The 24,171-nt window shown below is 51.7% G+C and carries 21 protein-coding genes and 1 pseudogene; 7 read left to right on the top strand and 15 right to left on the bottom strand.

All coding sequences use genetic code 11. From position 1 onward, the window contains the following. Positions 1 to 77: 77 nt before the first annotated feature. Positions 78 to 2,789 (top strand): preprotein translocase subunit SecA, encoded by a 2,712-nt coding sequence (secA, locus tag BLW37_RS13225; protein ID WP_091343598.1) that lies wholly within the window; start codon positions 78 to 80, stop codon positions 2,787 to 2,789. Then, complete coding sequence (mutT, locus tag BLW37_RS13220; protein ID WP_091343596.1) at positions 2,773 to 3,213, top strand: 8-oxo-dGTP diphosphatase MutT; 441 nt, start codon at positions 2,773 to 2,775, stop codon at positions 3,211 to 3,213. The genes secA and mutT overlap by 17 nt, the downstream gene beginning before the upstream one ends. Here mutT and BLW37_RS13215 read toward each other — a convergent pair. From BLW37_RS13215 to BLW37_RS13145, 15 genes and pseudogenes are all read right to left on the bottom strand, one after another. Then, a complete protein-coding gene (locus tag BLW37_RS13215; protein WP_091343595.1) occupies positions 3,206 to 3,439 on the bottom strand; it encodes a DNA gyrase inhibitor YacG in 234 nt (77 codons plus the stop codon). The genes mutT and BLW37_RS13215 overlap by 8 nt on opposite strands. A 35-nt stretch (positions 3,440 to 3,474) precedes the next feature. Continuing rightward, positions 3,475 to 4,221, bottom strand: coding sequence for a cell division protein ZapD (zapD, locus tag BLW37_RS13210; RefSeq protein ID WP_091343772.1), 747 nt, complete (start codon positions 4,219 to 4,221; stop codon positions 3,475 to 3,477). Between the two features lie 5 nt (positions 4,222 to 4,226). Further along, positions 4,227 to 4,865: a dephospho-CoA kinase gene (gene coaE, locus BLW37_RS13205; protein ID WP_245785734.1), complete on the bottom strand. Its 639-nt coding sequence runs from the start codon at positions 4,863 to 4,865 to the stop codon at positions 4,227 to 4,229. Beyond that, positions 4,862 to 5,737: a prepilin peptidase gene (locus BLW37_RS13200; protein ID WP_091343768.1), complete on the bottom strand. Its 876-nt coding sequence runs from the start codon at positions 5,735 to 5,737 to the stop codon at positions 4,862 to 4,864. Before BLW37_RS13200 ends, coaE begins: the two co-directional genes overlap by 4 nt. Beyond that, positions 5,737 to 6,969, bottom strand: coding sequence for a type II secretion system F family protein (locus BLW37_RS13195; protein WP_091343593.1), 1,233 nt, complete (start codon positions 6,967 to 6,969; stop codon positions 5,737 to 5,739). Before BLW37_RS13195 ends, BLW37_RS13200 begins: the two co-directional genes overlap by 1 nt. 152 nt (positions 6,970 to 7,121) lie before the next feature. After that, positions 7,122 to 8,819 (bottom strand): type IV-A pilus assembly ATPase PilB, encoded by a 1,698-nt coding sequence (pilB, locus tag BLW37_RS13190; RefSeq protein ID WP_091343592.1) that lies wholly within the window; start codon positions 8,817 to 8,819, stop codon positions 7,122 to 7,124. Between the two features lie 144 nt (positions 8,820 to 8,963). Further along, positions 8,964 to 10,238: pseudogene (locus BLW37_RS13185) on the bottom strand (O-acetylhomoserine aminocarboxypropyltransferase/cysteine synthase family protein). 370 nt (positions 10,239 to 10,608) lie between these two features. Next, positions 10,609 to 10,905 (bottom strand): CcdB family protein, encoded by a 297-nt coding sequence (locus tag BLW37_RS13180; RefSeq protein WP_091343590.1) that lies wholly within the window; start codon positions 10,903 to 10,905, stop codon positions 10,609 to 10,611. After that, complete coding sequence (locus tag BLW37_RS13175) at positions 10,905 to 11,150, bottom strand: type II toxin-antitoxin system CcdA family antitoxin (protein ID WP_091343588.1); 246 nt, start codon at positions 11,148 to 11,150, stop codon at positions 10,905 to 10,907. The genes BLW37_RS13180 and BLW37_RS13175 overlap by 1 nt, the downstream gene beginning before the upstream one ends. Positions 11,151 to 11,499: 349 nt before the next feature. After that, positions 11,500 to 12,672: a serine hydrolase domain-containing protein gene (locus BLW37_RS13170; protein WP_091343587.1), complete on the bottom strand. Its 1,173-nt coding sequence runs from the start codon at positions 12,670 to 12,672 to the stop codon at positions 11,500 to 11,502. Beyond that, positions 12,669 to 13,502 (bottom strand): hypothetical protein, encoded by an 834-nt coding sequence (locus BLW37_RS13165; protein ID WP_139243720.1) that lies wholly within the window; start codon positions 13,500 to 13,502, stop codon positions 12,669 to 12,671. The genes BLW37_RS13170 and BLW37_RS13165 overlap by 4 nt, the downstream gene beginning before the upstream one ends. Before the next feature lie 422 nt (positions 13,503 to 13,924). Next, on the bottom strand, positions 13,925 to 14,344 hold the full coding sequence (locus BLW37_RS18955; RefSeq protein ID WP_425426626.1) for a pilin: 420 nt from the start codon (positions 14,342 to 14,344) through the stop codon (positions 13,925 to 13,927). A gap of 287 nt (positions 14,345 to 14,631) precedes the next feature. Next, a complete protein-coding gene (locus BLW37_RS13155; RefSeq protein WP_091343583.1) occupies positions 14,632 to 15,294 on the bottom strand; it encodes a DUF1294 domain-containing protein in 663 nt (220 codons plus the stop codon). 114 nt (positions 15,295 to 15,408) lie between these two features. Further along, positions 15,409 to 16,272: a carboxylating nicotinate-nucleotide diphosphorylase gene (nadC, locus tag BLW37_RS13150; protein ID WP_091343765.1), complete on the bottom strand. Its 864-nt coding sequence runs from the start codon at positions 16,270 to 16,272 to the stop codon at positions 15,409 to 15,411. Positions 16,273 to 16,282: 10 nt separating this feature from the next. Then, complete coding sequence (locus BLW37_RS13145) at positions 16,283 to 16,810, bottom strand: retropepsin-like aspartic protease family protein (protein WP_091343581.1); 528 nt, start codon at positions 16,808 to 16,810, stop codon at positions 16,283 to 16,285. A 77-nt stretch (positions 16,811 to 16,887) separates the two neighbouring features. Here BLW37_RS13145 and ampD point away from each other — a divergent pair, with 77 nt between their 5' ends. From ampD to aceF, 5 genes are all read left to right on the top strand, one after another. Continuing rightward, a complete protein-coding gene (ampD, locus tag BLW37_RS13140) occupies positions 16,888 to 17,445 on the top strand; it encodes a 1,6-anhydro-N-acetylmuramyl-L-alanine amidase AmpD (protein WP_091343579.1) in 558 nt (185 codons plus the stop codon). Then, positions 17,442 to 18,314: a regulatory signaling modulator protein AmpE gene (ampE, locus tag BLW37_RS13135; RefSeq protein ID WP_091343578.1), complete on the top strand. Its 873-nt coding sequence runs from the start codon at positions 17,442 to 17,444 to the stop codon at positions 18,312 to 18,314. Before ampD ends, ampE begins: the two co-directional genes overlap by 4 nt. Before the next feature lie 268 nt (positions 18,315 to 18,582). Next, the gene (gene pdhR, locus BLW37_RS13130; protein ID WP_091343576.1) at positions 18,583 to 19,350 is read left to right on the top strand and encodes a pyruvate dehydrogenase complex transcriptional repressor PdhR; all 768 of its coding nucleotides are present in this window, start codon (positions 18,583 to 18,585) and stop codon (positions 19,348 to 19,350) included. Between the two features lie 45 nt (positions 19,351 to 19,395). Continuing rightward, positions 19,396 to 22,062, top strand: coding sequence for a pyruvate dehydrogenase (acetyl-transferring), homodimeric type (gene aceE, locus BLW37_RS13125; RefSeq protein ID WP_091343574.1), 2,667 nt, complete (start codon positions 19,396 to 19,398; stop codon positions 22,060 to 22,062). Between the two features lie 11 nt (positions 22,063 to 22,073). Then, positions 22,074 to 23,717 carry a pyruvate dehydrogenase complex dihydrolipoyllysine-residue acetyltransferase gene (gene aceF, locus BLW37_RS13120; RefSeq protein WP_091343572.1) on the top strand — a complete coding sequence of 548 codons (1,644 nt, stop codon included), beginning with the start codon at positions 22,074 to 22,076 and terminating at the stop codon, positions 23,715 to 23,717. Positions 23,718 to 24,171: the final 454 nt, after the last annotated feature.

Here is a 24,171-nt window from a genome sequence, read left to right as displayed (position 1 = left end):
ATTGGACATCCGGTGCATAGATGGGTAATGTCACCCGCTGATGTAATAATAAAATCGAATTTAATGGTAACCACAACATGTTTGGAAAATTGTTCACCAAGTTGATTGGCAGTCGCAATGACCGTTTCCTGAAAAAGCTGCAGAAAAAAGTCGACGAAATTAATGCGCTGGAAGCCCAGTACGAAGCCTTATCCGATGCCGATTTAAAAGCCAAAACCGCCGAATTTAAGCAGCAAGTTGCTGGCGGAGCCAGTTTAGATGATGTATTGGCTCCTGCCTTTGCTACGGTGCGCGAAGCCAGTAAGCGGGTGTTTAAAATGCGCCACTTCGATGTTCAGTTGATCGGTGGCATGGTGTTGCATCAGGGCCGTATCGCAGAGATGCGTACCGGTGAAGGGAAGACCCTGACGGCGACGCTGCCAGCCTACTTGAACGCACTCAGTGGTAACGCCGTTCATGTCATTACCGTGAACGATTATCTGGCCCGCCGTGACGCCGCCACCAATGGCCCTTTGTTTGAGTTTCTTGGTTTGAGTGTTGGCGTCAACGTACCCGGCATGCACCCGCAGGAAAAACAAGAAGCTTATGCGGCCGATATCACCTATGGTACCAACAACGAATTTGGCTTTGATTACCTGCGCGATAACATGGCCTTTTCGGCCAAAGAGCGGGTGCAGCGCAAGCTGGCCTTTGCCATTATCGATGAAGTCGACTCCATCCTGATCGATGAAGCCCGAACCCCGCTGATCATCTCTGGCCCGGCCGAAGACAGTTCCGAACTGTACAAACAGATCAACCTGCTGGTACCTCAACTGAAAAAGCAGGAAAAAGAAGATGAAGAAGGGGTGGAAGGCGATGGCCATTTCACCATCGATGAAAAAGCCCGTCAGGTTTATCTGACCGAATTGGGTCAAATTCGGGTGGAAGACATGCTGAAAGAGCATGGCCTGATCCAGCAGGATGATCATCTGTTCTCAGCCTCCAATATTACCTTATTACACCATGTTTATGCGGCGCTGCGCGCCCACAACCTGTTTAAAAAGGATGTGGACTATGTGGTGAAAAATGGTGAAATCGTGATTGTTGACGAACACACCGGTCGTACCATGGAAGGCCGGCGTTGGTCGGAAGGTTTGCACCAGGCGGTAGAAGCCAAAGAAGGCGTGAAGATCCAGAATGAGAACCAAACGCTGGCTTCCATCACCTTCCAGAATTACTTCCGTCTGTACGACAAGCTGGCCGGTATGACGGGGACCGCTGATACCGAAGCCTTTGAGTTCCAGCAGATTTATGGCCTGGAAACCATCGTTATTCCAACCAATAAGCCAATGGTCCGTCAGGATATGCCGGATTTGGTGTATTTAACCGCCGAAGATAAGTATCAGGCTATTATTGAAGACATCAAGCAAAGCCGCGATGCTGGTCGACCTGTGTTGGTCGGTACTGCCTCGATTGAAAGCTCGGAGTACTTATCCGGCTTGCTGAATAAAGCCAAGATTAAGCACCAGGTGCTGAACGCTAAGTTCCATGCCAACGAGGCTCAGATCATTGCGCAGGCTGGCCAGCCGGGCACGGTGACCATTGCTACCAATATGGCTGGTCGTGGTACCGATATTGTGCTGGGTGGTAACCTGCAGGCCGAAATTGCCGCGCTGGAAAACCCAGGCGAAGAGCAGGTTGCCAAACTGACCAGTGAGTGGCAACAGCGCCATGACGCGGTGATTGCCTCAGGTGGTTTGCATATTATCGCCACTGAACGGCATGAGTCACGTCGTATTGATAACCAGTTACGTGGTCGTTCTGGTCGGCAGGGTGATCCGGGCTCGTCGCGCTTTTATTTGTCGCTGGAAGATCCTTTAATGCGGATCTTTGCCTCCGATAGAATGGCAGGCATGATGCGCAAACTGGGCATGAAAGAAGGCGAAGCCATTGAACACCCCTGGGTTAGCCGTGCCATTGAAAATGCCCAGCGCAAAGTCGAAGCCCGCAACTTTGATATTCGTAAGCAGTTGCTGGAGTTTGATGATGTCGCCAATGATCAGCGCAAAGTGGTGTACGAGCAACGCAACGAGCTGATGGATACTGACGATATCGGGGAAACCATTCAGGTGATCCGTACCGATGTGATTGATTCGGTCATCAGCCAATACATACCGCCACAATCGCTGGATGAGCTGTGGGACGTGCCTGCGCTGGAGCAGCGATTAAAAGCCGATTTCTCGCTGGAGCTGCCGATCGCCAACTGGCTGGCCGAGGACAACAAGCTGTACGAAGAGAAGCTGCGTGAACGCATCCAGCAAGAAGTCGAAACGGCCTATCAGGCGAAAGAGCAAATGGTTGGCCCGCAAGTACTGCGTCAGTTTGAAAAAGCCATCATGTTGCAAAGCCTGGATACGCACTGGAAAGAGCATCTGGCGGCGATGGATCATTTACGTCAGGCTATTAACCTGCGCGGCTATGCCCAGAAAAATCCAAAGCAAGAGTACAAGCGCGAGTCGTTTGAACTGTTCTCGCAAATGCTGGATAACCTGAAACTGGATGTCGTCAGCGTGCTCAGCCGGGTACAGGTCCGTGCTGCAGAAGACGTAGCTGCTGTCGATGAGCAGCGCCGCAAAGCTGATGCAGTTCCGCACGAGTACCAGCATGCGGAGGCCGAGCAGGTAGGCGGTGAAGCCCCGGCACAGCCTGCAGGCCCGATCGTGCGGGATGGCGTGAAAGTCGGGCGCAACGACCCGTGTCCTTGCGGCTCAGGCAAAAAGTACAAGCAGTGCCATGGCAAGCTCAGTTAAGCCTGGCAGTTGCGCAGCAAAGGGGCCAAGCGCCCCTTTTCTGCATGTCGCGGTAGGGGTGATTGTGCAGCAGGGCCAGGTGTTACTTAGCCATCGGGCTGGCCATCAGCATCAGGGCAATAAGTGGGAGTTTCCTGGCGGTAAACTGGAGGCAGGAGAGCCGGTACAAAGCGCTCTGAGCCGAGAGTTGGCTGAGGAGCTGGCTATTCGTATCGAAAGTGCCGAGCCTTTCATGCAGGTCCGGCATCAGTATCCTGAGCGGGAAGTGCTGCTCGATATCTGGCTAGTCAAATCGTTCTCTGGTAAACCTAGGGGTATGGAAGGGCAGCAGGTGCAGTGGTTTGCCATCAAGGATCTTGATAAGCTGGTTTTTCCGGATGCCAACCAGCCGATTGTGCAGCGTTTGCAATCACTCTTTATTTAAAAAACGCGTTGTCCTGATCCATCAGTTCGGCTTCCAGTTCAGCCAGATAGGCTTCACCGAGTTCTGGGTTTACGGCTGACTTATCGGCAATGCGATGGTTTTCAGCGGCCCAGTCGCCTAAATCAATCAGCTTGCAGCGCTCGCTGCAAAATGGCCGAAAGCGTGAGGCTGGCTCATACACCACCTTGGTCTGACACACGGGGCAGTCAACAACAGGTTTGTTCATTGCCTGGAAACTCCTTTGGAACACATGCGCTGATTTTAACAGCAAGCCAGCGCAAAGGGGATGGTTTTCTCACTGGCAAAGCGGCCACTGGCATCGCTCAGCTGCATAAAGCGGATGGCAAAGCGGTATTTGTTGCCACTGATGGTGGGGTACACTCCCAGTTTGCTGTCGTATTTTAGCCGCAACAGCTCAAATTGATCGGTGGTGCTTTGGTAAAAACCATTGTCGGCTTCCATGCTCTGAAACTGCCCCCGCTCACGCACAAAGGTCAAAACAAAATCAATACTTTGTATCGCCAGGTCCAGTTGCTCAAGCCATTTATTCAGGCTGAGCTGTCGCTGTTCAGCTGGTAAATGACACCAATAATGCAACTGAGGCACATCGAAAGAGCAGGCACCACCCGGCATGGCATAACGCTGGCGTAACGGGGTTAAAAAGCTGTCTTCTTTAAACTGACTGCACAGTTTGCCGCTTCGGTTCAGTTCACTTTGCAGTCGTACCGCTTTTTGCAGCATGTGTTGCAAGGCATCATTGGATACCGATGGGTGCTTCGACCAGTTCACCAGGGCCTGTTCGCAGCGCTCAATGTCTTTCAGTAAATCCGGCCTTACATCGTTGCGCTCCATGACATCCAATAAGGCAAAAAAACTGGTAAAGAAGGCTTGTTGCTGAGCTGCATGTTGCATACTGGCATGCGACTGGACTTGCCGGTACAACTGTTCAATGCGAAGAAAAGTACGTACTTTTTCATTTAAAGGATGTTCGTACAGTACGTCTGTCATGCTGCTCATGGTTTCCCGTTGGCTCTTTGGTTGGCCAGCTGCAGATACTTCTGATGCAGCTGGGCGATTCGTGCGCTCAGTTGCTCCGGCTCTGCACTGTTGTCAATGATATCATCGGCTGCTGCCAGCCGCTGCTCTCGACTGATTTGAGCAGCCATAATGGCGGCTATCTGTTGTTCAGACCCGCCATCCCGCTGTAAAGTTCGCTGCAATTGCAGTGGCTGCGGAATATCGACCACCAGCAAGCGGTCAATCCTATCCTGCAACTTGTTTTCCAGCAGTAAGGGGGCCACAAAAAGTACATAGGGTGAGCGGGCAGCTAGTAGCTGGCGTTGCATTTCTGTCCGGATCAGCGGGTGTAGTAGCTGATTCAGCCAGTCTTTTTCCGCTGGATGGCTAAATACCCGTGCCCGCAAAGCGGCTCTGTCGAGTTGGCCATCCGTTTGAAGCAGTTCCTCACCGAAGTGGGCAACGATTTGTTGCAAGGCTGCGCTGCCGGGCTCTACCAGCGCGCGTGCGACCTGATCAGCATCAACCAGTTCAATGCCAAGGGCGGCAAAACCATTGGCCACGGTGGTTTTGCCAGAGCCGATACCGCCCGTCAGACCAATCACCAGCGGCTTGGGTGTGGCTGGCTGATTCAAAGCCCGAGTACCTGCAGATACCAGCCGGTAAGCTGTTGTCCAAAGAGCATGGCGACAAAGCCCGCGATGGCGATGTAGGGACCAAAGGGGATAGGGGTGCTCTTGTCTTTGCCTTGCAGCAACAACAACAAGGAGCCTATAACAGCCCCGACAGCCGAGGATAATAAGATAATCAAGGGCAGTTGCTGCCAGCCTAATAAGGCACCAAACACCGCCAACAGTTTAAAGTCGCCATAGCCCATGCCTTCCTTACCGGTTAAAAGCTTAAATCCCCAGTACACCGACCAGAGGCTGAGGTAACCGGCTGCAGCGCCAATAATGGCATCGGCTGGTGTGGGGCCATAGCTGCTCAGGCTAAACAACAGCGCCAGCCAAAGCAACGGCAGGGTGATCTGATCCGGCAGCAGCATTTTATCCAGATCAATAAAACTCAGCGCAATCAGCGACCAGAGCACCAGCAAATACACCAGGGTGGTCAGTGTGGGGCCAAACTGCCAGGCAATTAGTACAGAAAGCATGGCTGTTAAGCCTTCCACCAACGGGTAGCGGGCAGAAATCGCCGTGCCGCAATGGCGGCAGCGGCCCTTGAGCCACAGCCAGCTTAGAATGGGAATATTGTCTCTGGCCGCAATCGGCGCCTGGCAACTGGGACAAGCCGAGCGGGGTACCGCCAGGTTAAAACGCTGGTTTGTGTTCGTTAAGCTATCGGGCTCAAAATAGGCCTGGTAATCCTGCTGCCAGCTAAGCTCCATCATTTTCGGTAAACGGTAAATCACCACATTCAAAAAGCTGCCCACCAGCAGGGCCAATACCAGCACCAGGCTATAAAAAAACCAAGGAGCCTGTTGTAATACAGCAATAAAATCAGTCATCATCCGACAATTTGTCCAAGTTGGAAGATGGGCAAATACATGGCAATAATCAAACCACCAATTATCACACCCAGCACCGCCATGATCATGGGCTCCAACAAGGCGGTCAGGCCATCGACCGCATCGTCCACTTCCTGCTCGTAAATATTGGCGACTTTGCTCAACATGCTATCAAGCGCACCGGACTCTTCACCAATGGCCACCATTTGCACTACCATCTCCGGAAACTGTTTGGTGTTTTTCATCGCAAACTGCATCTGATTACCGGCGGTCACTTCATCACGGATTTCCAAAATGGCATTGCGGTAAATTTCATTGCCGGAAGCGCCGGCGGCGGACTCCAAAGCATCGATCAACGGCACACCGGCAGCAAAGGTGGTAGACAGGGTGCGAGCAAAGCGGGCCACAGCGGCTTTATTTAAAATGCCGCCAAATACCGGCGCTTTTAACAGCATGGCATCCATCGCCGTGCGGGCTTTCAGGTTTTTGTTGTAGGCCTGCTTGGTGATATAACCTGCAATGACTACTGCCCCCAGCACGGCCCACCAGTAGGCCTGCATCAGCTCGGAAATCCCCAGTACAAAGAGGGTAAAGGCCGGCAGCTCGGCACCAAAGCCGGCAAAAATCTCGGCAAATTGCGGTACTACAAAAATTAGCAAAATCGAGGTCACAATGGCTGCCACTACCAGCACAGCGACAGGGTAGAACATGGCTTTTTTGATTTTGGATTTCAGCGCTTCGGCTTTTTCTTTGTAAATAGCGATGCGGTCAAAAATCGCATCCAGCGCACCGGATTGTTCGCCGGATTTCACCAGGTCGCAGTACAGCTCATCAAAGTGTTTTGGGTGCTCCCGCAGCACTTCCGATAACGGCAAACCGGCCTGTACCTTCACCGACACCTTTTGCATCAGGGTGCGCAGGCTGGCTTTATCAGCGCCACTGGCAATCAAATCGATGGTTTGTACCAGCGGCACACCGGCACCCAGCATGGTAGCAATCTGGCGGGTGACCACGGCAATATCGGCAGCGGTGACTTTCTTTTCGGTATTAAACAGTGGTTTAGGTTTGCGTTTTACCAGGGAGGGGGTAATGCCTTGCTGGCGCAGCAGCGCTTTGACTTCCTGGCTGGAGCCACCTTTGATTTCACCGGTGGTTTTTTTTCCGCGGCGGTTTAAACCTTTCCAGCTGTAGGTTTCAAGCTCTTTGATTTTGTATTTTTGGGCCTGAGCCATGGTCTGTATCCTATGTGAATTGCACAGCACCGGTAGTTTGCATGCAACGTAATCTCATCAATGTAACTGTGTCTTTTCAGTACTCAGCATTAAACACTCAACACTCAACACTCAACACTCAACACTCAACATTCAACATTCAACATTCAACATTATCCCTTAGTCACCCGGTTCACTTCAGCCAGGCTGGTGAGGCCAGCGGCAGCTTTAATTAAACCAGATTGTCGCAGGTTGTGAATGCCTTCTTGCTGGGCCTGCTGCACAACATCCAGCGAGGTGCCGCCATCCATAATAATTTCTGCTATTTTTGGGCTGACCGGCATCACTTCGTAAATACCGACCCGGCCCTTGTAGCCGTTGGTGCAGTGATCGCAACCCACCGGTTTAAATAACTTTAAACCGGGCAGCTGCTCAGGGCTAAATCCTTGTTGCAACAGCTCAGCCTCGGGCAGCTTTTCTTCGGTTTTGCAATGGCCGCACAAACGACGGGCCAAGCGCTGAGCAATAATCAGGCTGACCGAGCTGGCAACGTTGTAAGCCGGTACCCCCATATTCAGCAAGCGGGTCAGGGTTTCCGGCGCTGAGTTGGTGTGCAACGTGGACATGACCAGGTGACCGGTTTGGGCGGCCTTAATGGCAATTTCGGCGGTTTCCAGATCGCGGATCTCCCCCACCATAATGACATCCGGATCCTGACGTAAAAAGGCTTTTAATGCTGAAGGAAACGTCAAGCCCGCTCTGGGGTTGACCTGTACCTGGTTGATGCCGGGCAGGTTAATCTCGACCGGATCTTCGGCGGTAGAAATATTGCAGCCTTCGGTATTCAGGATATTCAAGCCGGTATACAGCGACACCGTTTTACCACTACCAGTCGGTCCAGTCACCAGGATCATGCCCTGAGGCTGTGCCAGGGCATCCATATACAGTTTTTTCTGATGCGCTTCGTAGCCAAGGATATCAATACCAAGCATGGCGCTGTCGGAATCCAGGATCCGCATCACCACTTTTTCGCCCCAGATCGTCGGCAAGGTACTAACCCGAAAATCAATGGACTTTTTACCGGATATTTTCAGCTTAATGCGGCCATCCTGCGGCACCCGCTTTTCAGCGATATCCAGCCGCGACATCACTTTAAGCCTGGCCGATAACCGATTGGCCAGGGCAATGGGTGGCGAAGCGACTTCGTGCAAAATACCATCGATACGAAAACGGATACGGTACATTTTTTCATAAGGCTCAAAGTGCAGATCAGAAGCACCCTTACGAATAGCATCCAGCAGCATTTTGTTGATAAAGGCGATGATGGGCTGATCGTCTTTATCTGGCTGCACCGCCATATTGTCGGTTTCGTCATCTTCTTCTTCGGTGCTCAGGGTACTAAGATCCCAATCGCTGCTGCCGCCCGAATCAAAGCTGTTGTCAAAAATCTTATCAATCAGTTGTTGCAGTTGGTCGTACTCGACCACCACCAGCTCGGCATGCAGGCCGGTGTTAAACTCAAAATCTTCAATTGGCGCTATATTGGTTGGATCAGCAACAGCCAACTGCAGGCTTCGGCCCGCTCGCGCTAACGGCATAATCTGATGCTTACGCACCAGTTTTTCATTGCGCAATTCTTTCGGGATGGTCTCAATATCGAAGAAGCTTAAATCAAAGCGGGCGTGATGGGTCAAGCTAGCTGCTTGCTCGGCCAGGTCGCGCGCAGAAACTAGTTTCTCCTGCAGTAGAAACTCCGGCAGATTTTTGTACTGCCCGCCTCTGCGCCCCAGCAGTTCAGTGGCCGCTGTGGCGTTGATCAGCCCTTGCTGGGCCAGGCGCTTGAAAAGCGATGAGTTTGCTGAAACTGCCATAAATTAGAAAACCAGCAAGCGAGAAACCATTGGTCTTTTGATTATGCCAATATTGTTTGGTTATTCAAGTTTTTACTGGGATTCATCGTTTTAAGTCAGCAGCCGACGCCTCGTAGCGGGCAGCGGCTGGCTTTTTTTTTCCGTTTAGCGTGCAGCTGCGGTTAACGCCTGCTGCAAATCCGCCAGCAAATCATCGATATGTTCAATACCAATGGATAATCGCACCATATCGGCCGAGACGCCGGCAGCGGCCAATTCAGCATCGTTCAGTTGGCGATGGGTGGTGGCGGCCGGGATGGCGGAGCAACTTTTGGCATCGCCAATATTGACCAGTCGTAATATCAATTGCAGGGCATCGTAGAAGCGAGCACCGGCTTCGCGGCCGCCTTTGATGCCAAAGCTCAGAATGCCCGAGGCATTGCCCTGCATGTACTTTTGTGCCAGGCCGTGGTCTTTGTGCTCTGGGAGGCCAGCGTATTTCACCCAGCTGACTTGTGGTTGCTGCTGCAACCAATGGGCCACCGCCTTGGTATTTTGGTTTATCCGCTCAATGCGCAGCGCCAGCGTTTCCAGTCCCTGCAGCAGATTCCAGGCCGCCTGGGCACTTAACGCTGCCCCCATATTACGTAGGGGGACCACCCGGGCCCGGGCAATAAAAGCGGCTTCACCCACATCCCTGGTATAACTGACGCCGTGATAGGAGATATCCGGCTCGTTCAACAGCGGAAAGCGCTTGGCGTGTTTGGCCCACGGGAATTTGCCCGAGTCGACAATCAGACCACCAATCGTCGTGCCATGGCCGCCAATGTACTTGGTGGCAGAGTGCACCACAATATCGGCGCCCTGTTCAATCGGTCGCCATAAAAAAGGCGTTGCCACGGTATTGTCTACAATCAGTGGCAAACCATGGCGGTGCGCCAGTGCGGCCAGTGGTTCAATATCGACAATGCTGCCGGATGGGTTGCCAATGCTTTCGCAGTACACGGCTTTGGTGCGCTCATCAATCAGCTGCTCTATCGTTGCGTAGTCGTCTTTATCGGCAAAACGGACCTCAATGCCCTGGCGGGGCAAGGTATGGGCGAACAGGTTGTAAGTGCCACCATAGAGCTCACTGATGGAAACAATGTTATCACCGGTTTCAGCAATGGTTTGAATGGCATAGGTAATGGCCGCCATGCCGGAGGCCACCGCCAAAGCGCCGATGCCGCCTTCCAGCGCAGCAATGCGTTGTTCGAGCACCGCGCAGGTAGGATTCATAATGCGCGAATAGATATTGCCGGTTTCTTTTAAATCGAACAAATCGGCCGCGTGCTGGGCGCTGTCAAAGCTAAACGAACTGGTTTAGTGAATGGGCACGGCCACCGAGTTTTGGTTATCTGGTTGGTAGCCATGGTGCAGGGCGATGGTTTCTCGTTTCATGCAAAGCGTCCTTCAGAATTAGGGATGCCTCATCAAAGCATGCAGCATCCCTGGTGTCAATCTGAATGTCTGGATGGCTATTATGGTTTGGTGTGTTAGCAAGCCGGCCTCGAAGGCTGATTGAACCGTGAAAGCATGTAATGGGTGTGTTAGGCGCTAACTTGCGTTTAAATAACCGCTTTCGCATGAATATAAGGTGTCGATAGACAAGATGTTGAAAATTCTTCTCTGATGCTCGCTATTTTATGGAGATTTTATTCAGCAGTGAGACACGCAAGAAATTTTGTTCTGACCCCGAAATTTAATAAGTTTTCCGACAAAATCGTCCAATTGGGAACCGATGCTCACGCTGGTTGTTCTGACCCGATATTTAGAAACCAATAAACAGCATATCCAGTGCTTCGGATACCTCCTGTTGTTGCTCTATCAGACTGCCAATTTTCTGCTTTAGCTCAGTTTCCGGCATGGCTGCCATAAACTGAGTCGCCATCAGGTACGATTGATTATCAATGTCAAAAATAGGATTTAAGCGTTTGGCAGCTTTAGGTGCTGTGTCCAGAGGAAGTAGAGGCACAACCACGCGGGTGTTCAGACCAGCCAATAAATCGGTTTGTACATCCAGTAAGTAGCCTGCGCTACTTGACCGGTAAACATCGAAGCGGGCCATTAGAAATGCCGGTACTTTGCAAGCGGTAAGCCATGTTGTGCGACAAAATCATTCGAGCTTTCAATCGCCTCGCTATTTTCTTGCAGCCAGCGCTGCTGTTTTTGCAGTTTAACTGCTTGTGCCAGGCCCGCTTCGGCAGATTGCGACACATTAATACCCAGTAGCTTTGCCTCGTGCAGTAATTGACTATCAATGGAGAGGTTGGTGCGCTTTTTGTGGCTGGCTACAGGGCTGTCGCATAACATAGCAATATCCTCACTCACTGTTGTGTAGTAAATATACACACCATAGTGTTGCGTTTCAAGCGCAGCTTGTCAGCATGCTGCCTCGTCGCTGACCTGCAATATTACAAGGTTCTGTTTGAGACCGTTGCTCCTTGGGATTTGACCCCGAAGGTTGGTAAGGGAATTTGTTCAGCAGTTAGACACGCACGAAATTTTGTTCTGTCCCCGATATTCTGGAGATTTTATTCAGCAGTGAGGCACGCAAGACATTTTGTTCTGCCCCCGAAATTTACCCCGAAATTTACCCCGAAATTTCCGGTTCTGACCCCGAAATTTCCGCAAGAAATTTTGTTCTTCCCCCGAAACTCTGCTAAAAGTTGACCTGGATTGTTGGGTGCTCCGTTATACTCTGGTTAAGAAAATCACTCACTATATGCCCCAGTCTGTCATTAAATGGCAGCCAATCATAAGGGCGATAGTTTGCCAGCAGCACCAGGACATCGCCTTGTGTTGTAATCATGGTAAGTGCAGTCACGCCAGGTAAGCTTCCATCGCGCCAGTAGTGGATGGTTTTATCGCTCACTACATGTTTATAAAAAACCAACCCATGGTATCGCCGCCACTCTGTTACTTCACTCGTTTGAAGATATTTATGGCTTGAGAAGGTTAGCTCTGCTTGGTACAAGTTTGGTAAGTGTTGTTGTATTAGTTGGCTGAGATCTGATGTCGTTCCTCCCCAGCCACCGGAGGCAAGCATCGCATGAGAATTAAGTTGCAATAAGGCTGTTTTGCTATCAGGTGGTTCAAAAAAATACTCTACTTCTTGTGAATGAAATCGTCCCGCTTCGATGGTTTGGATGCTTGGATATTGAGCTAATCGCAAGGTTCCCCGAATTAAGGTTTTTAGGGGTTGTTGCGTAAGGTTGGCAATACCCTGGCCCAGTAAACAGTATCCTAAATTCGAGTAGACCATTTTTTTTCCCGGGGGGAAATCCAGAGCAATATTCTGCAGAGTGTCAATATCTAAAGGACACCATGGCTCGGATTGCATCATCGGATCACCAGCTAGGAGCCGATCAAACCCAGCTCGATGGGACAGCAGATGTTGTACCGTAATAAACGACATTTGCTCATCCAAGAAGGGGCCGGGTAACGCCAGTAAATTCAGTAAGTTGGTATCAAGTGCTATTTTATCCTGCTCAATTAATGAGAAAGTGGTCAAAGCGGTTAGCACTTTGGATAAACTGGCGTAGCGAAACGAGTCGTCTGGATGAACTTGCTTTAGTCTTAGCCCCTGGAGTTGCCAGCCAAAGGCACAGTGTTGTGCCGGGCCATTAACTGACAGAATGGATAATTGCCCTCCGGCCAGCCCCAGTTGATGAAATTGTTGCAACAAGCTCTTTAGTGCAGGTGATGCTTCATTGTTACAGTGATGCACTTTAGGAAGCTGCATAGCTACTTGGTAGCGGATGGCATCTGCATGTTTCACCATAGCGAGCAGAATTACCAACAACAGCATACAAAGTAAAAACAAAGGTCTCATGATTGCGATACTTTGTTTGGCAGAAGCAGCTTTTTCAAACGCGCGAGCGCACCTTGCGAAGCGATATGCCTGGCATAGGCCTGATATTCGGGAAATTGCATCAGGTGACGCTCTTCTGTTTTCGCTCTTAGGTAGTAAATGGAACTGACAAAGGTCAAACCAGCCAGATTTCGTAGTAACTCATAATGGTTGCTTACTCCATAAAACGGCACCGTGTGCAACCACCAGTAGATATTTTTGGCTATATATGCCGGGTGTTTGCTGTATTTGTAAGGGCCAACGTCGATGAGTTTACGCCAGGTTAGGTTGGAAAAATACCAGCCAAAGCTAGCCGTCGACAACCAATACGTGAGCCAACTGAGTGTGATAATAAAAGCCCAGAACCAGTAAAGCGGATGGTCCATGCTCAGCCAATCATGCCACAAATAGTCATCGGTCTGACGGGCAAACCATTGATAGATGATCAGTAAAGGTGGATAACAAATCATACAGACCAGCCAGCCAGACAGAGTAGCGTCTGTGCTTTTTACATCGTTATCCAGCAGCTTGCTGGCAAACACATAGCCAATGCTGGCGATGATTAAATCAAATGCCAGACCAAAGAAAAACAATCCTTTGACTAAAGCTAAGGGATGTAACGACCAGTTAAATAACAGCAACTGCTCTGTAATATCAAACAGAGCACCGAGCATAATGGGGATAAATAGTAGCTTCACCAGGCTTTTTAGTAGTAAGGCTTTGTGCTCAACCAAATAAAAAGGTTGCTGTCGTAATAAGCAAAAGCCCAAACGAGCATATTCATCCACAGGCTCAGTTTGCCGCTTACTCATAAACGATAAATACCGGGGAAGCAGCAGCAGCAATAGCGGAAGCAGTAGGAGATATTCAAATACAAAACTGGTAAATGGTGCTACGCCAAATTGCGACATCAAATGGCCATATAGCAGCAGCAGGAGGAGAAAACTACCAATGCTCACTGTTTTGGCTTTTATAACCTGCTGACTGGGAGCGCTGATAACTGGTTTTTTTGCTAGTTGCTTGCGTAGCAAAATCAGTAGGGATGGGAGAATCGTACCAAGGATAAGCAAGCGACTGCTGAGCACATGTCCAATCCAATCAACCAGATTGAACCAGCTAAATAGTAATAGCAGCAAACAAAAACTAGCGAATAAGGCAATAGCAGCTTTCATGATATTCCAAATTAAAGGCGCCGAGGGGGCGCCTTTAGTATGGTTAACTTAGTGAGAAAGAATTAGCCACCTGAACCACCACCAGCAGCACCACCACCACCACCTGCACCTGCCAATGCACATGCACCAGTACCAGCCTGACATACCACATTCTGTCTAACTGTCGCATTACCACGAACTGGTGTAGTGAAGTTGATATTGTCGTTGTTGTTGTAATTTTCTCGTGTTAATGCCAGCGTTGCAGGTGCTTCACAAGAATTAGCTACGTATGGATCTGGTATTGGCATCGACTCATCTGCTAAAGCACCTACAGCAGCGCCCATGTAAGCTCTTGCTTCGCTCAAACATGAACCATTTGCACCGCGTTGGGTGTAGTCACGGTACTGAGGCAACGCAACAGCAGCCAAAATACCAATGATTGCCACAACAATCATCAATTCGATTAAAGTAAAACCCTGTTGGGCTTTTTGCATAGTCTTCATGGTAAAACTCCTGAGTTGTTAACAGCCAATGAAAGGCTACCTCTTATTTTGCGGTAAATTACCAAATGCGCAAGTTGAAATGCCGGTTTTTTTTAATTTTTTTCATCAATTTGATTTTTAAGAAAAATAATTCATTTTCTTGCCAAAGTAGCCAAATAATAACTAGTAATAAAGTATTAGTTGTTGGGCCAGTTTGGCGCGATTATCTACCCAAATGGGTTGGTTGCGGTGCAAAGAGTCGGGGTCAGATCCCCAACGTAATAGTTCCGCAAGGGGAGGTCTGCTGCTTAGCTGCCAAACAACGCCAGCCGGCCGATAAATTCCTGGCCATGCTGGCTTAGCAGCCAGGCGATCAGCATGGCATTGCCGAGCACCACCAACCAGAATTCGCGTTGAAAACGAAACTTACGGCGTTTGTGCGCCAGTTTCTTTTGCGCCAGCAGGGCGCCGGGCCAACCGCCGATAAAGCTGTAAAGTTGCAGGCTTTCTTCCGGCAGGCGCTGCACCTGGCCATTGATGGCGGCCGCTTTATCTTGCTGATACAGCCAGTAGGTAAAGAGGCTGGCTTCGATGTACAAAATGGGCAGTACATAGGGCAGACTGCCAAACAATAGGGCGATAATCAGCAGCATCAAAAAGCCACTGCGAAAATACAGTGACACATCTTCGGCATAGTCCAGATCGATGGTTTGACTGGTTTTGCTGGGCTGGGCTTGTTGTTTATCGGCATCGGCAAATTGCAGCTGAGTAGCGATGGGGCGGCCGTGTTTGTCTTTACTTAGGCGAAAATGCAGCTCATCGTTAAGTTCGGGACGAGCGGACTTGGTGACAAAATCACGGATATGAAAAAATAGCTTTTTCTGGCTTTGCTGGCAGATTAGAAATCCGAAGCCTTTCACATCCTGCCAGAACACCACCCGCCCGGTGCGCGGTTGCTCTGATTGCTGCATGGCTTGTCTTCAATGTTGTTGAGTGTACCTGTTTGAGTGTAACAGAAGTCGACAGTTCAGTGTCAGTTTTTTGGTGGTAGTCAGCCTGCTGTTGCAGGCTGCTGGCTATAGCGGTCACTGCTTAATCTGCAACCGCATCGATAAATCAATGGCCTGCACATGCTTGGTCAGCGCGCCGGAGGAAATAAAATCCACCCCGGTAGCAGCCAGTTCACGCAGCCGTTCGCTGGTGATATTACCGGACACTTCCAGTTTGGCTTGCTGTTGATTGATGGCAACGGCTTGCTGAATATCAGCCAGGCTGAAATTATCCAGCATAATGATATCGGCACCGGCGGTCAGGGCCTGTTGCAGCTCTGCCAGGTTTTCAACCTCCACCTCTACCGGTTTGCCGGGAAAGTTGCTGCGGGCCTGCGCCACGGCTTTAGCAATGCCGCCAGCCGCGGCGATGTGGTTTTCTTTGATCAAAAAGGCATCGAACAAGCCAATGCGATGGTTCTGGCCTCCACCGCACAGTACGGCGTATTTTTGTGCCAGCCGAAGCCCTGGCAGGGTTTTGCGGGTATCCAGCAATTGGGTTCGGCTGCCGGCCAGTTGTTGCACAAACACATCCGTGGTGGTGGCGGTGCCACTTAAACATTGCAAAAAATTCAGCGCACTGCGCTCACCGGTTAGCAGGCTGCGGGCATTGCCCTGCAGGCGGCAGAGCAGTTGGTTGGGGGCAACACTGTCGCCGTCTTGTACCTGCCAGTCCAGCTGCACGCTGGGGTCCAGTTGCTGGAACACTTCATTGACCCAGGCCACGCCACAAATAATGGCCGCTTCCCGGCTAATGATGGTGGCACTGGCTAGCTGGCTGGCCGGGATCAGGCTGGCGGTGATATCACCTTGTTCAACCGGCAAGTTGCCTAAATCTTCTGCCAGCGCGGCGGCAACAGAGGCGCGAATATGGTGCTGCAGTTCAGCGGTAATGGTCATCGACATAGGATCAGCGTTGTATCAGAGTCAGTTGGTTGGCTTGTTGATTGAATTCTAACTGGTTCAGCGCACTCATGCCTAATAAAATCTCGGTACCACCCAAATTGGGCACTATGCTGGCCTCGACCTGCCGCAGCCGAATATCACCCAATTGCAACTCGTCAATTTGGCTGCGCCAGGCATCCGCCACGCCATTGGCGGTCATGACCTGAATACGCTGGCCCTTGCTCAGGCCCAGTCGTCTGGCTGCCTGTTCCGAAACGGCGACTGTAGTGGCACCGGTATCCAGCATAAAGTCTGCTGGTAGACCATTGATCAAGGCAGTGCCGACATAATGACCGGAACGGCTACGCACTAGGGTGGTGCGGATTTCGCCCTGCACGCCATGAATGCTGTGCAGTTGCTGGTTGGGGTTATTTTGATTGTGCAAATAGCCCTGAAACCACCAGACCAGCAGGCCAAGCAGCAACAGCCAGGCTATGACGGTAAAACTTTTACCGATATATTCTGTCGATTCAGTTGGTTGCTTCTCTGTCATCCGCTTCTCTTTTTATAGAGCCCTCTGTTTACCAGTGCTATGATACGGCCAAACTAGCTTATGCGAACAGGAAAATTATGTTGCAAGCCCCGGTGGATCTTGTACGCCAGTCACCGCATTGCGATCAGCGCCCCGACGGTGAGTGTATCAGCTTGCTGGTGATCCATAACATTAGTTTACCCCCAGGTCAGTTTGTTCCTGCCGGGGAGGAAAAGCGTCACATCGACGATTTTTTTCTCGGCCAGTTGGATGTGTCGGCTCATCCTTTTTTTGCTGACATTGCGCATTTGCGGGTTTCGGCGCACTGCGTGATTTGGCGCGATGGCCAGATCTGGCAGTACGTGCCTTTTGACCGACGCGCCTGGCATGCCGGCGTCAGCTGCTTTGCTGGCCAGGAGCAATGCAATGATTTTTCTATTGGTATTGAGTTAGAAGGCACCGATGATTTGCCGTATACTGATGCACAGTACCAGAGTTTAACGCGTTTAACGCACTGGTTGATGCAGCAGTACCCGGCCATTACGCCTGAGCGGATCACCGGGCATCAACACATTGCGCCAACACGGAAAACGGACCCCGGCCCAGCGTTTGACTGGCAGCGTTACCGGACGGCATTACAGGAGAGCACCCTATGACCTTAGTGAGTATGTTACTGGCCCTGATCATTGAGCGGTTGGCCGCCCGCAGTGAACTGTGGCAAGGCAGTCGTTATGTAAAAAGCTGGTTTTCGCTAACGGCAGATAGCAAACTGGCTCAGGTAGCCCAGCATCCGATTGGTCAGTATGGCTGGATCCTGTTACCAGGCCTGGTGGTCTGGTTGTTGCTTTGCCTGATTGACCAATGGCTGGTGACCACCCTGGTCAATGCCTTGCTATTATTGCTGGCGATTGGTTGCTGGCATTACCGCCAGCTTTATAAGCAGTTTTTAAATGCGCAAGACCGTAACGACGATGAAGCGGCCTTTCTGGCGATGCAGCAAATTCGTCAGCACAGTGGCTTGCAGTCGGACGATGCCAGTTATGGCCAAAGCCTGATTTGGCTGAACTTCCGCTATTATGCCGCGGTGTTGTTCTGGTTTTTGCTGCTGGGGGCTTTTGGCATCATTACTTATGTGATTCTGCGTCAGCTGAACCAACCTAGCCATAGCGAAGATCCGCAAATGCTGCAGCTCGAGGCTTTGCTGCAACAAGATCACGAAGGCACGCCGGCTTACCAGCGGCTGATGCACATTGCCGATTGGTTCCCGGCACGCTTGTTTGGGATCGGTTTTGCCCTGGTCGGTTATTTCTCCCGAGCCTCCAGTGCCCTGTTGGGTTATTTTCTGGATTTCACCAGTCCGAACGAGCAGGTAGTGATAGATGTGGCCACTGCTGCCGAGCCGATTGATGAAACCATGCTCAATACCGCCGAAGAAACGGCCACCATGGTGCAGCTGGCCAAACGCAATATTCTGTTCTTCCTGGCCTTTACTGCCATCCTGACACTGGCCGGCTGGCTGCGCTAAAACAGCTGCTTTACCCGCTATTATCCAAGCAGCCGCTGCCGGTGCAGCGGCTTTTTTGTGCCTGACCGGCTGTCATGCTGGTCATACCAATTCTGTCTGTCCCTGTTTCCGCAGGGATAGCTAGAGCCTTAGCTCTAACTTTTTTGCGGGTTTGCATCTGCATACTTCTTCTGCTTTATTTACTTGTTATGCAGAAACTGATACCTTAACCACCATTGCGGATAATTGGTCTTACCAATTTACACGGCTTGCACAGCTTAGATGGCGGATGACGCTTTTGATTATTAAACCAGCCAAGTTATCGGATCGCATTGTCGAGCAGCTCGAACACATGCTGCTGGAAGGCAGTTTCGCTCCCGGGCAGAAGCTGCCGCCAGAGCGTGAGCTGGCGTTGCAGTTTGAGGTCTCGCGGCCGTCGCTGCGCGAAGCGATCCAAAAATTAGAAGCCAAGGGGCTGGTCAAGCGGCGTCAGGGCGGTGGTACCTATGTCTGCGATAATCTGGCGGTGGGGTTAACTGATCCTTTGTTTGAACTGATTGCCCGCCATCCGGAATCGCAGTTCGATTTGCTGGAGTTTCGCCATGCCTTAGAAGGCATTTGCGCTTACTATGCTGCGCTGCGCGGTACCGCTGCCGATTTTGCGCAAATAGAGCAGCGTTATCACAGCATTTGTCAGGCGCAAGCCAATGCGGATTTGGCGGCGGAGTCGCGGGCGGTAGGTGCCTTCCATCAGGCGGTGGCGGAGGCATCGCACAATGTGGTGTTGCTGCATCTGGTGCGTGGCATGACGCCGTTGGTAGAGCAGAACATTCATGCCAACCTCGCCACCATTCAGCAAAAACCAGAAATCAAGGCGCAACTGAACGCCCATCGGGAACACCTGATGGAGGCCATTGTTCAGGGCGAACCGGAAAAAGCACGTCAGGCAAGCCACCGGCACCTGGCCTATATCGAAGAAGCTCTGCTTGAAGTGGGCAAAGAGCGCTCCCGGCTGGAGCGCTCTTTGCGCCGTTCGCAACAGGGCGATGCACATTAACACAGGATGCAATCCTGAACTGTGAACAACCAAAGGAATCCCGATATGTCTGAAGTCAGTCAAGTGGACATCGACGCACTCGAAACCAAAGAGTGGCTGCAAGCGCTGGAATCAGTGGTCCGTGAAGAAGGTGTTGAACGCGCCCAGTTCTTACTGGAGCAGGTGCTGGAGCAAGCCCGGCTGGACGGCGTGGATATGCCAACCGGCGTGACCACCAACTACATCAACACCATTCCGCCGCAGCAAGAGCCTGCTTACCCTGGCGATGTCAATCTGGAGCGACGCATTCGTTCGGTGATCCGCTGGAATGCCATCATGATTGTGCTGCGGGCTTCGAAAAAAGATCTGGAGCTGGGTGGCCATATGGCATCTTTCCAGTCTTCGGCAGCCTTTTACGAAACCTGTTTTAATCATTTTTTCCGTGCGCCGAACGACAAAGATGGCGGTGATCTGGTGTTTTACCAGGGCCATATTTCACCCGGTATTTATGCACGCGCTTTTGTCGAAGGCCGCTTAACGGCTGAGCAGTTGGACAACTTCCGGCAGGAAGTCGGTGGTAAAGGTTTATCCAGCTACCCGCACCCGAAACTGATGCCGGAATTCTGGCAGTTCCCAACGGTATCGATGGGCCTTGGTCCTATTGCCGCCATTTATCAGGCGCGGTTCTTAAAGTATTTAAACGGCCGTGGTTTAAAAGATACCAGCCAGCAACGCGTCTATGCCTTTTTAGGCGATGGCGAGATGGACGAGCCAGAATCCCGTGGTGCCATTTCGTTTGCTGCCCGCGAGGGCCTCGGCAACCTGTGCTTCCTGGTCAACTGCAACTTGCAGCGGCTGGATGGCCCGGTCATGGGCAATGGCAAAATCATCCAGGAGCTGGAAGGTCTGTTCCGCGGTGCTGGCTGGAACGTGATCAAAGTAGTCTGGGGCAGTGGCTGGGACAAGCTGCTGGCCAAAGACACCACCGGCAAGCTGCTGGAGCTGATGAACGAAACCGTCGATGGCGATTACCAGACCTACAAATCCAAAGATGGCGCCTATGTGCGTAAGCATTTCTTTGGCCGTTACCCGGAAACCGCTGCGCTGGTCGCTGATATGACCGACGAGGAAATTTTTGCCTTAAAGCGTGGTGGCCATGAGCCATCCAAGCTGTATGCAGCCTTTAAAGCGGCGCAGGAGTGCAGCGATAAGCCAACCGTGATTCTGGCGAAAACCGTCAAAGGCTACGGCATGGGTGAAGCAGCCGAGGGCAAGAACATTGCTCACCAGGTGAAGAAAATGGACATGACGCATGTGAAGCAAATTCGCAAGCGTTTGAAGCTGGAAGACTTTATCAGCGAAGACCAGGTCGATGCACTGCCGTACATCACGCTGGAAGAAGGCACACCAGAGCACAGCTATTTGCACGAGCGCCGCAAAGCGCTGCATGGCTATACGCCGGTACGTTTGCCACGCTTTAGCGGTGAACTGACCCTGCCTGAGCTCAGCGCGTTTGAGCCGCTTTTGGAAGAGCAAAAGCGCGATATCTCCACCACCATGGGCTTTGTGCGGGCGCTGAATATCCTGTTAAAAGACAAGCACATCGGTAAGCAGATTGTACCTATTATTGCCGATGAAGCCCGTACCTTTGGTATGGAAGGCTTGTTCCGTCAGATTGGTATTTACAACCCGCGCGGTCAGGGCTATACGCCGGAAGATCGCTCGGTGGTGTCGTACTACAAAGAAGATGTGTCGGGCCAGGTGTTGCAGGAAGGCATCAACGAGCTGGGCGCGATGTCGTCCTGGGTCGCTGCCGCAACATCGTACAGCACCAACGATTTGCCGATGATCCCGTTTTACATCTACTACTCGATGTTTGGTTTCCAGCGGGTGGGCGATATGGCCTGGCTGGCCGGTGATCAGCAGGCGCGTGGTTTCCTGTTGGGTGCCACCGCCGGTCGTACCACGCTCAATGGTGAAGGCTTGCAGCACGAAGATGGTCACAGCCATGTGCTGGCCGGTACCGTACCCAACTGCATTTCCTACGATCCAACCTACGCTTACGAGCTGGCGGTGATTATTCAGGACGGTATCCGCCGCATGTACGGCCCTGCGCAGGAAAATGTTTACTACTACATCACAGTGATGAACGAAAACTACCACCATGGTGCTATGCCAGATGGTGCGGAAGAAGGCATTCGCCGTGGTATGTACAAGCTGGAAAGCCTGACCGGCGATAAGGCGCAGGTGCAGCTGCTGGGCTCTGGCACCATCCTGAACGAAGTACGTAAGGCCGCGCAAATCTTAAGCGAAGAGTACAGCATTGGCTCCAATGTCTATTCCGTGACCTCGTTCAACGAGCTGGCGCGGGATGGTCAGGATTGTGAGCGCTTTAACATGCTGCACCCGGAAGCTGAGGAAAAAGTGCCGTACATCGCTACGGTGATGAACAGCGCTCCTGCCATTGCTGCCACCGATTACATGAAGAGCTACGCCGAGCAGGTGCGGGCCTTTGTGCCGGCCGACTCCTACAAAGTGTTGGGTACCGATGGCTTTGGTCGCTCCGACAGCCGTGAAAACCTGCGCCGTCACTTTGAAGTGAACGCGGGTTACATTGTAGTGGCTGCGTTGAACGAGCTGGCGAAAAAAGGCACGCTGAAGAAGTCGGTGGTGGCCGAGGCCATCAAGAAATTCGACATCGACAGCGATAAAATCAACCCACTGTACGCATAAGAGGACGACAAATGAGCATTGAAATTCATGTGCCGGACATTGGCGCCGATGAGGTGGAAATCACCGAAATTCTGGTCAGCGTCGGCGATACAGTGGAGCCGGAGCAATCCTTAATCACGGTTGAAGGCGACAAAGCCTCGATGGAAGTACCGGCCAGCGAGGGCGGTGTGGTGAAAGCCATTAAGGTGAACACCGGCGATAAAGTCAAAACCGGCAGCTTAATTATGCTGTTTGAAGCGGCCGATGGCGACAAAGCCGAGGCTGCAGATGATAAGGATACAAAGGGTAGCACGGACGAAGCTACAACCGATGAGCCGGCAAGCAGCGAAGACGCTGCAGGCACTGAAGACAAAGAAGTCGAAGTACCGGATATCGGTGGCGATGAAGTTGAAGTCACCGAGATCATGGTCAGTGTCGGCGACAGCGTCGAGGCCGAGCAGTCGCTGCTGACGGTGGAAGGCGATAAAGCCTCGATGGAAGTACCGGCGCCATTTGCCGGTACCGTCAAAGCCATTAAGGTAACTACCGGCGATAAAGTAAAAACCGGCAGTATGATCATGGTGTTTGAAGTGGCAGGTTCTGGCAGCAGCAAAGCCAGCAAGCCGGCTGCCAATCAGGACAAGACCGAGGCCAAGGCCGAACAGCCAGCCAAGGCTGAGAGCAAAGCAAGCTCAGACAGCAAGCCGACGGCTAGCGACAGCAAGGCCTCTGGCAAGGATGAGTTTGTTGAAAACGACGCCTATGCCCATGCCTCACCGGTGGTACGGCGCTTAGCGCGTGAGTTTGGTGTGAATTTAGCCAAAGTCAAAGGCACTGGTCGCAAAAGCCGGGTGCTGCGCGAAGATGTGCAAAACTATGTCAAAGAGCTGGTGAAGCAGGCCGAATCCGGCAAAGCCAGCGGTGGCACTGGCATGGATGTCCTGGCCTGGCCAAAAGTGGATTTCGCCCGTTTCGGCGAGGTGGAAGAAAAACCACTGAGCCGTATTCAGAAGATTTCCGGTGCCAACCTGCATCGCAACTGGGTACGCATTCCGCATGTCACCCAGTTTGACGAAGCCGATATCACCGGACTGGAAGATTTCCGCAAAGAGCAAAATGCGCTGGCCGAGAAGAAAAAGCTGGGCGTGAAGTACACCCCGCTGGTGTTTATCATGAAAGCGGTGGCGAAGGCGTTGGAAGAATTCCCAACCTTTAACTCCTCGTTATCGGAAGATGGCCAGAGCCTGATCCTGAAAAAATACGTGCACCTGGGCATTGCGGTCGATACGCCGAATGGCCTGGTGGTGCCGGTGGTACGGGATGTTAATACCAAGGGTGTGATTGAGCTGTCGAAAGAGCTGATGGAGATTTCTGCTAAAGCGCGGGATGGCAAGCTGACCTCGTCCGATATGCAGGGCGGCTGCTTTACCATTTCCAGCCTGGGCGGCATTGGTGGCACGGCCTTTACCCCGATTGTGAATGCACCTGAGGTTGCCATTTTGGGGGTTTCCAAATCGGAGATCAAACCGAAGTGGAACGGCAAGGAGTTCGAGCCTAAGCTGATGCTGCCGTTGTCGGTCTCCTACGACCATAGGGTGATTGACGGCGCGCTGGCAGCACGCTTTACTGCCACTTTGGCGAGTTATCTGGCGGATATTCGTCAGATTATTATGTAGTTTCGGGTAAGGATAACTTAGGTGTAGGTGCTACTGATTGGGTAGCGCACACAGACACGCCGTGAACCCATCCGTGGGGGCTGCGTTTTGCCATCCCTGGCAAAAAGCGTCTGTTTAGCGTACCCAGTCAGCAGCACTGGCAGAGATAGCTTAGGTGTAGGTGCTGCTGATCGGGTAGCGCACACAGACACGCCGTGAACCCATCCATGGGGGCTGCGTTTTGCCATCCCTGGCAAAAAGCGTCTGTTTAGCGTACCCAATCAGCTGCACTGGCAGAGAACGGTGTGGCCGCGTACGCTACCCGGTCAACTCCCTAAGTCAACTCTAAGGTCGTTATTAGCCAGCAAACTTTTGTTGCTGCGCTGAAAAGTTACAAGACATCATTCAGGCTGAATGCTAAAATTCAGCCACATTTTTCGTCGGCAGCCTGCGCGGTTGTAAGCAACCAGCCAGT

It is taken from the genome of Alkalimonas amylolytica (genome assembly GCF_900107845.1).
Classification (GTDB): Bacteria; Pseudomonadota; Gammaproteobacteria; order Enterobacterales; family Alteromonadaceae; genus Alkalimonas; species Alkalimonas amylolytica.
Note: the sequence above shows the minus strand (reverse complement) of the source record. Positions and strands in the feature narration are given on the sequence as shown.

What these genes read in the sequence shown, in the direction of transcription:
- secA (WP_091343598.1), top strand. Translation starts at nt 78, where the DNA reads ATGTTTGGAAAATTGTTCACCAAGTTGATTGGCAGTCGCAATGACCGT.
- mutT (WP_091343596.1), top strand. Translation starts at nt 2,773, where the DNA reads ATGGCAAGCTCAGTTAAGCCTGGCAGTTGCGCAGCAAAGGGGCCAAGC.
- BLW37_RS13215 (WP_091343595.1), bottom strand. Translation starts at nt 3,439, where the DNA reads ATGAACAAACCTGTTGTTGACTGCCCCGTGTGTCAGACCAAGGTGGTG.
- zapD (WP_091343772.1), bottom strand. Translation starts at nt 4,221, where the DNA reads ATGACAGACGTACTGTACGAACATCCTTTAAATGAAAAAGTACGTACT.
- BLW37_RS13200 (WP_091343768.1), bottom strand. Translation starts at nt 5,737, where the DNA reads ATGACTGATTTTATTGCTGTATTACAACAGGCTCCTTGGTTTTTTTAT.
- BLW37_RS13195 (WP_091343593.1), bottom strand. Translation starts at nt 6,969, where the DNA reads ATGGCTCAGGCCCAAAAATACAAAATCAAAGAGCTTGAAACCTACAGC.
- pilB (WP_091343592.1), bottom strand. Translation starts at nt 8,819, where the DNA reads ATGGCAGTTTCAGCAAACTCATCGCTTTTCAAGCGCCTGGCCCAGCAA.
- BLW37_RS13180 (WP_091343590.1), bottom strand. Translation starts at nt 10,905, where the DNA reads ATGGCCCGCTTCGATGTTTACCGGTCAAGTAGCGCAGGCTACTTACTG.
- BLW37_RS13175 (WP_091343588.1), bottom strand. Translation starts at nt 11,150, where the DNA reads ATGTTATGCGACAGCCCTGTAGCCAGCCACAAAAAGCGCACCAACCTC.
- BLW37_RS13170 (WP_091343587.1), bottom strand. Translation starts at nt 12,672, where the DNA reads ATGAGACCTTTGTTTTTACTTTGTATGCTGTTGTTGGTAATTCTGCTC.
- BLW37_RS13165 (WP_139243720.1), bottom strand. Translation starts at nt 13,502, where the DNA reads ATGAGTAAGCGGCAAACTGAGCCTGTGGATGAATATGCTCGTTTGGGC.
- BLW37_RS18955 (WP_425426626.1), bottom strand. Translation starts at nt 14,344, where the DNA reads ATGAAGACTATGCAAAAAGCCCAACAGGGTTTTACTTTAATCGAATTG.
- BLW37_RS13155 (WP_091343583.1), bottom strand. Translation starts at nt 15,294, where the DNA reads ATGCAGCAATCAGAGCAACCGCGCACCGGGCGGGTGGTGTTCTGGCAG.
- nadC (WP_091343765.1), bottom strand. Translation starts at nt 16,272, where the DNA reads ATGACCATTACCGCTGAACTGCAGCACCATATTCGCGCCTCTGTTGCC.
- BLW37_RS13145 (WP_091343581.1), bottom strand. Translation starts at nt 16,810, where the DNA reads ATGACAGAGAAGCAACCAACTGAATCGACAGAATATATCGGTAAAAGT.
- ampD (WP_091343579.1), top strand. Translation starts at nt 16,888, where the DNA reads ATGTTGCAAGCCCCGGTGGATCTTGTACGCCAGTCACCGCATTGCGAT.
- ampE (WP_091343578.1), top strand. Translation starts at nt 17,442, where the DNA reads ATGACCTTAGTGAGTATGTTACTGGCCCTGATCATTGAGCGGTTGGCC.
- pdhR (WP_091343576.1), top strand. Translation starts at nt 18,583, where the DNA reads ATGACGCTTTTGATTATTAAACCAGCCAAGTTATCGGATCGCATTGTC.
- aceE (WP_091343574.1), top strand. Translation starts at nt 19,396, where the DNA reads ATGTCTGAAGTCAGTCAAGTGGACATCGACGCACTCGAAACCAAAGAG.
- aceF (WP_091343572.1), top strand. Translation starts at nt 22,074, where the DNA reads ATGAGCATTGAAATTCATGTGCCGGACATTGGCGCCGATGAGGTGGAA.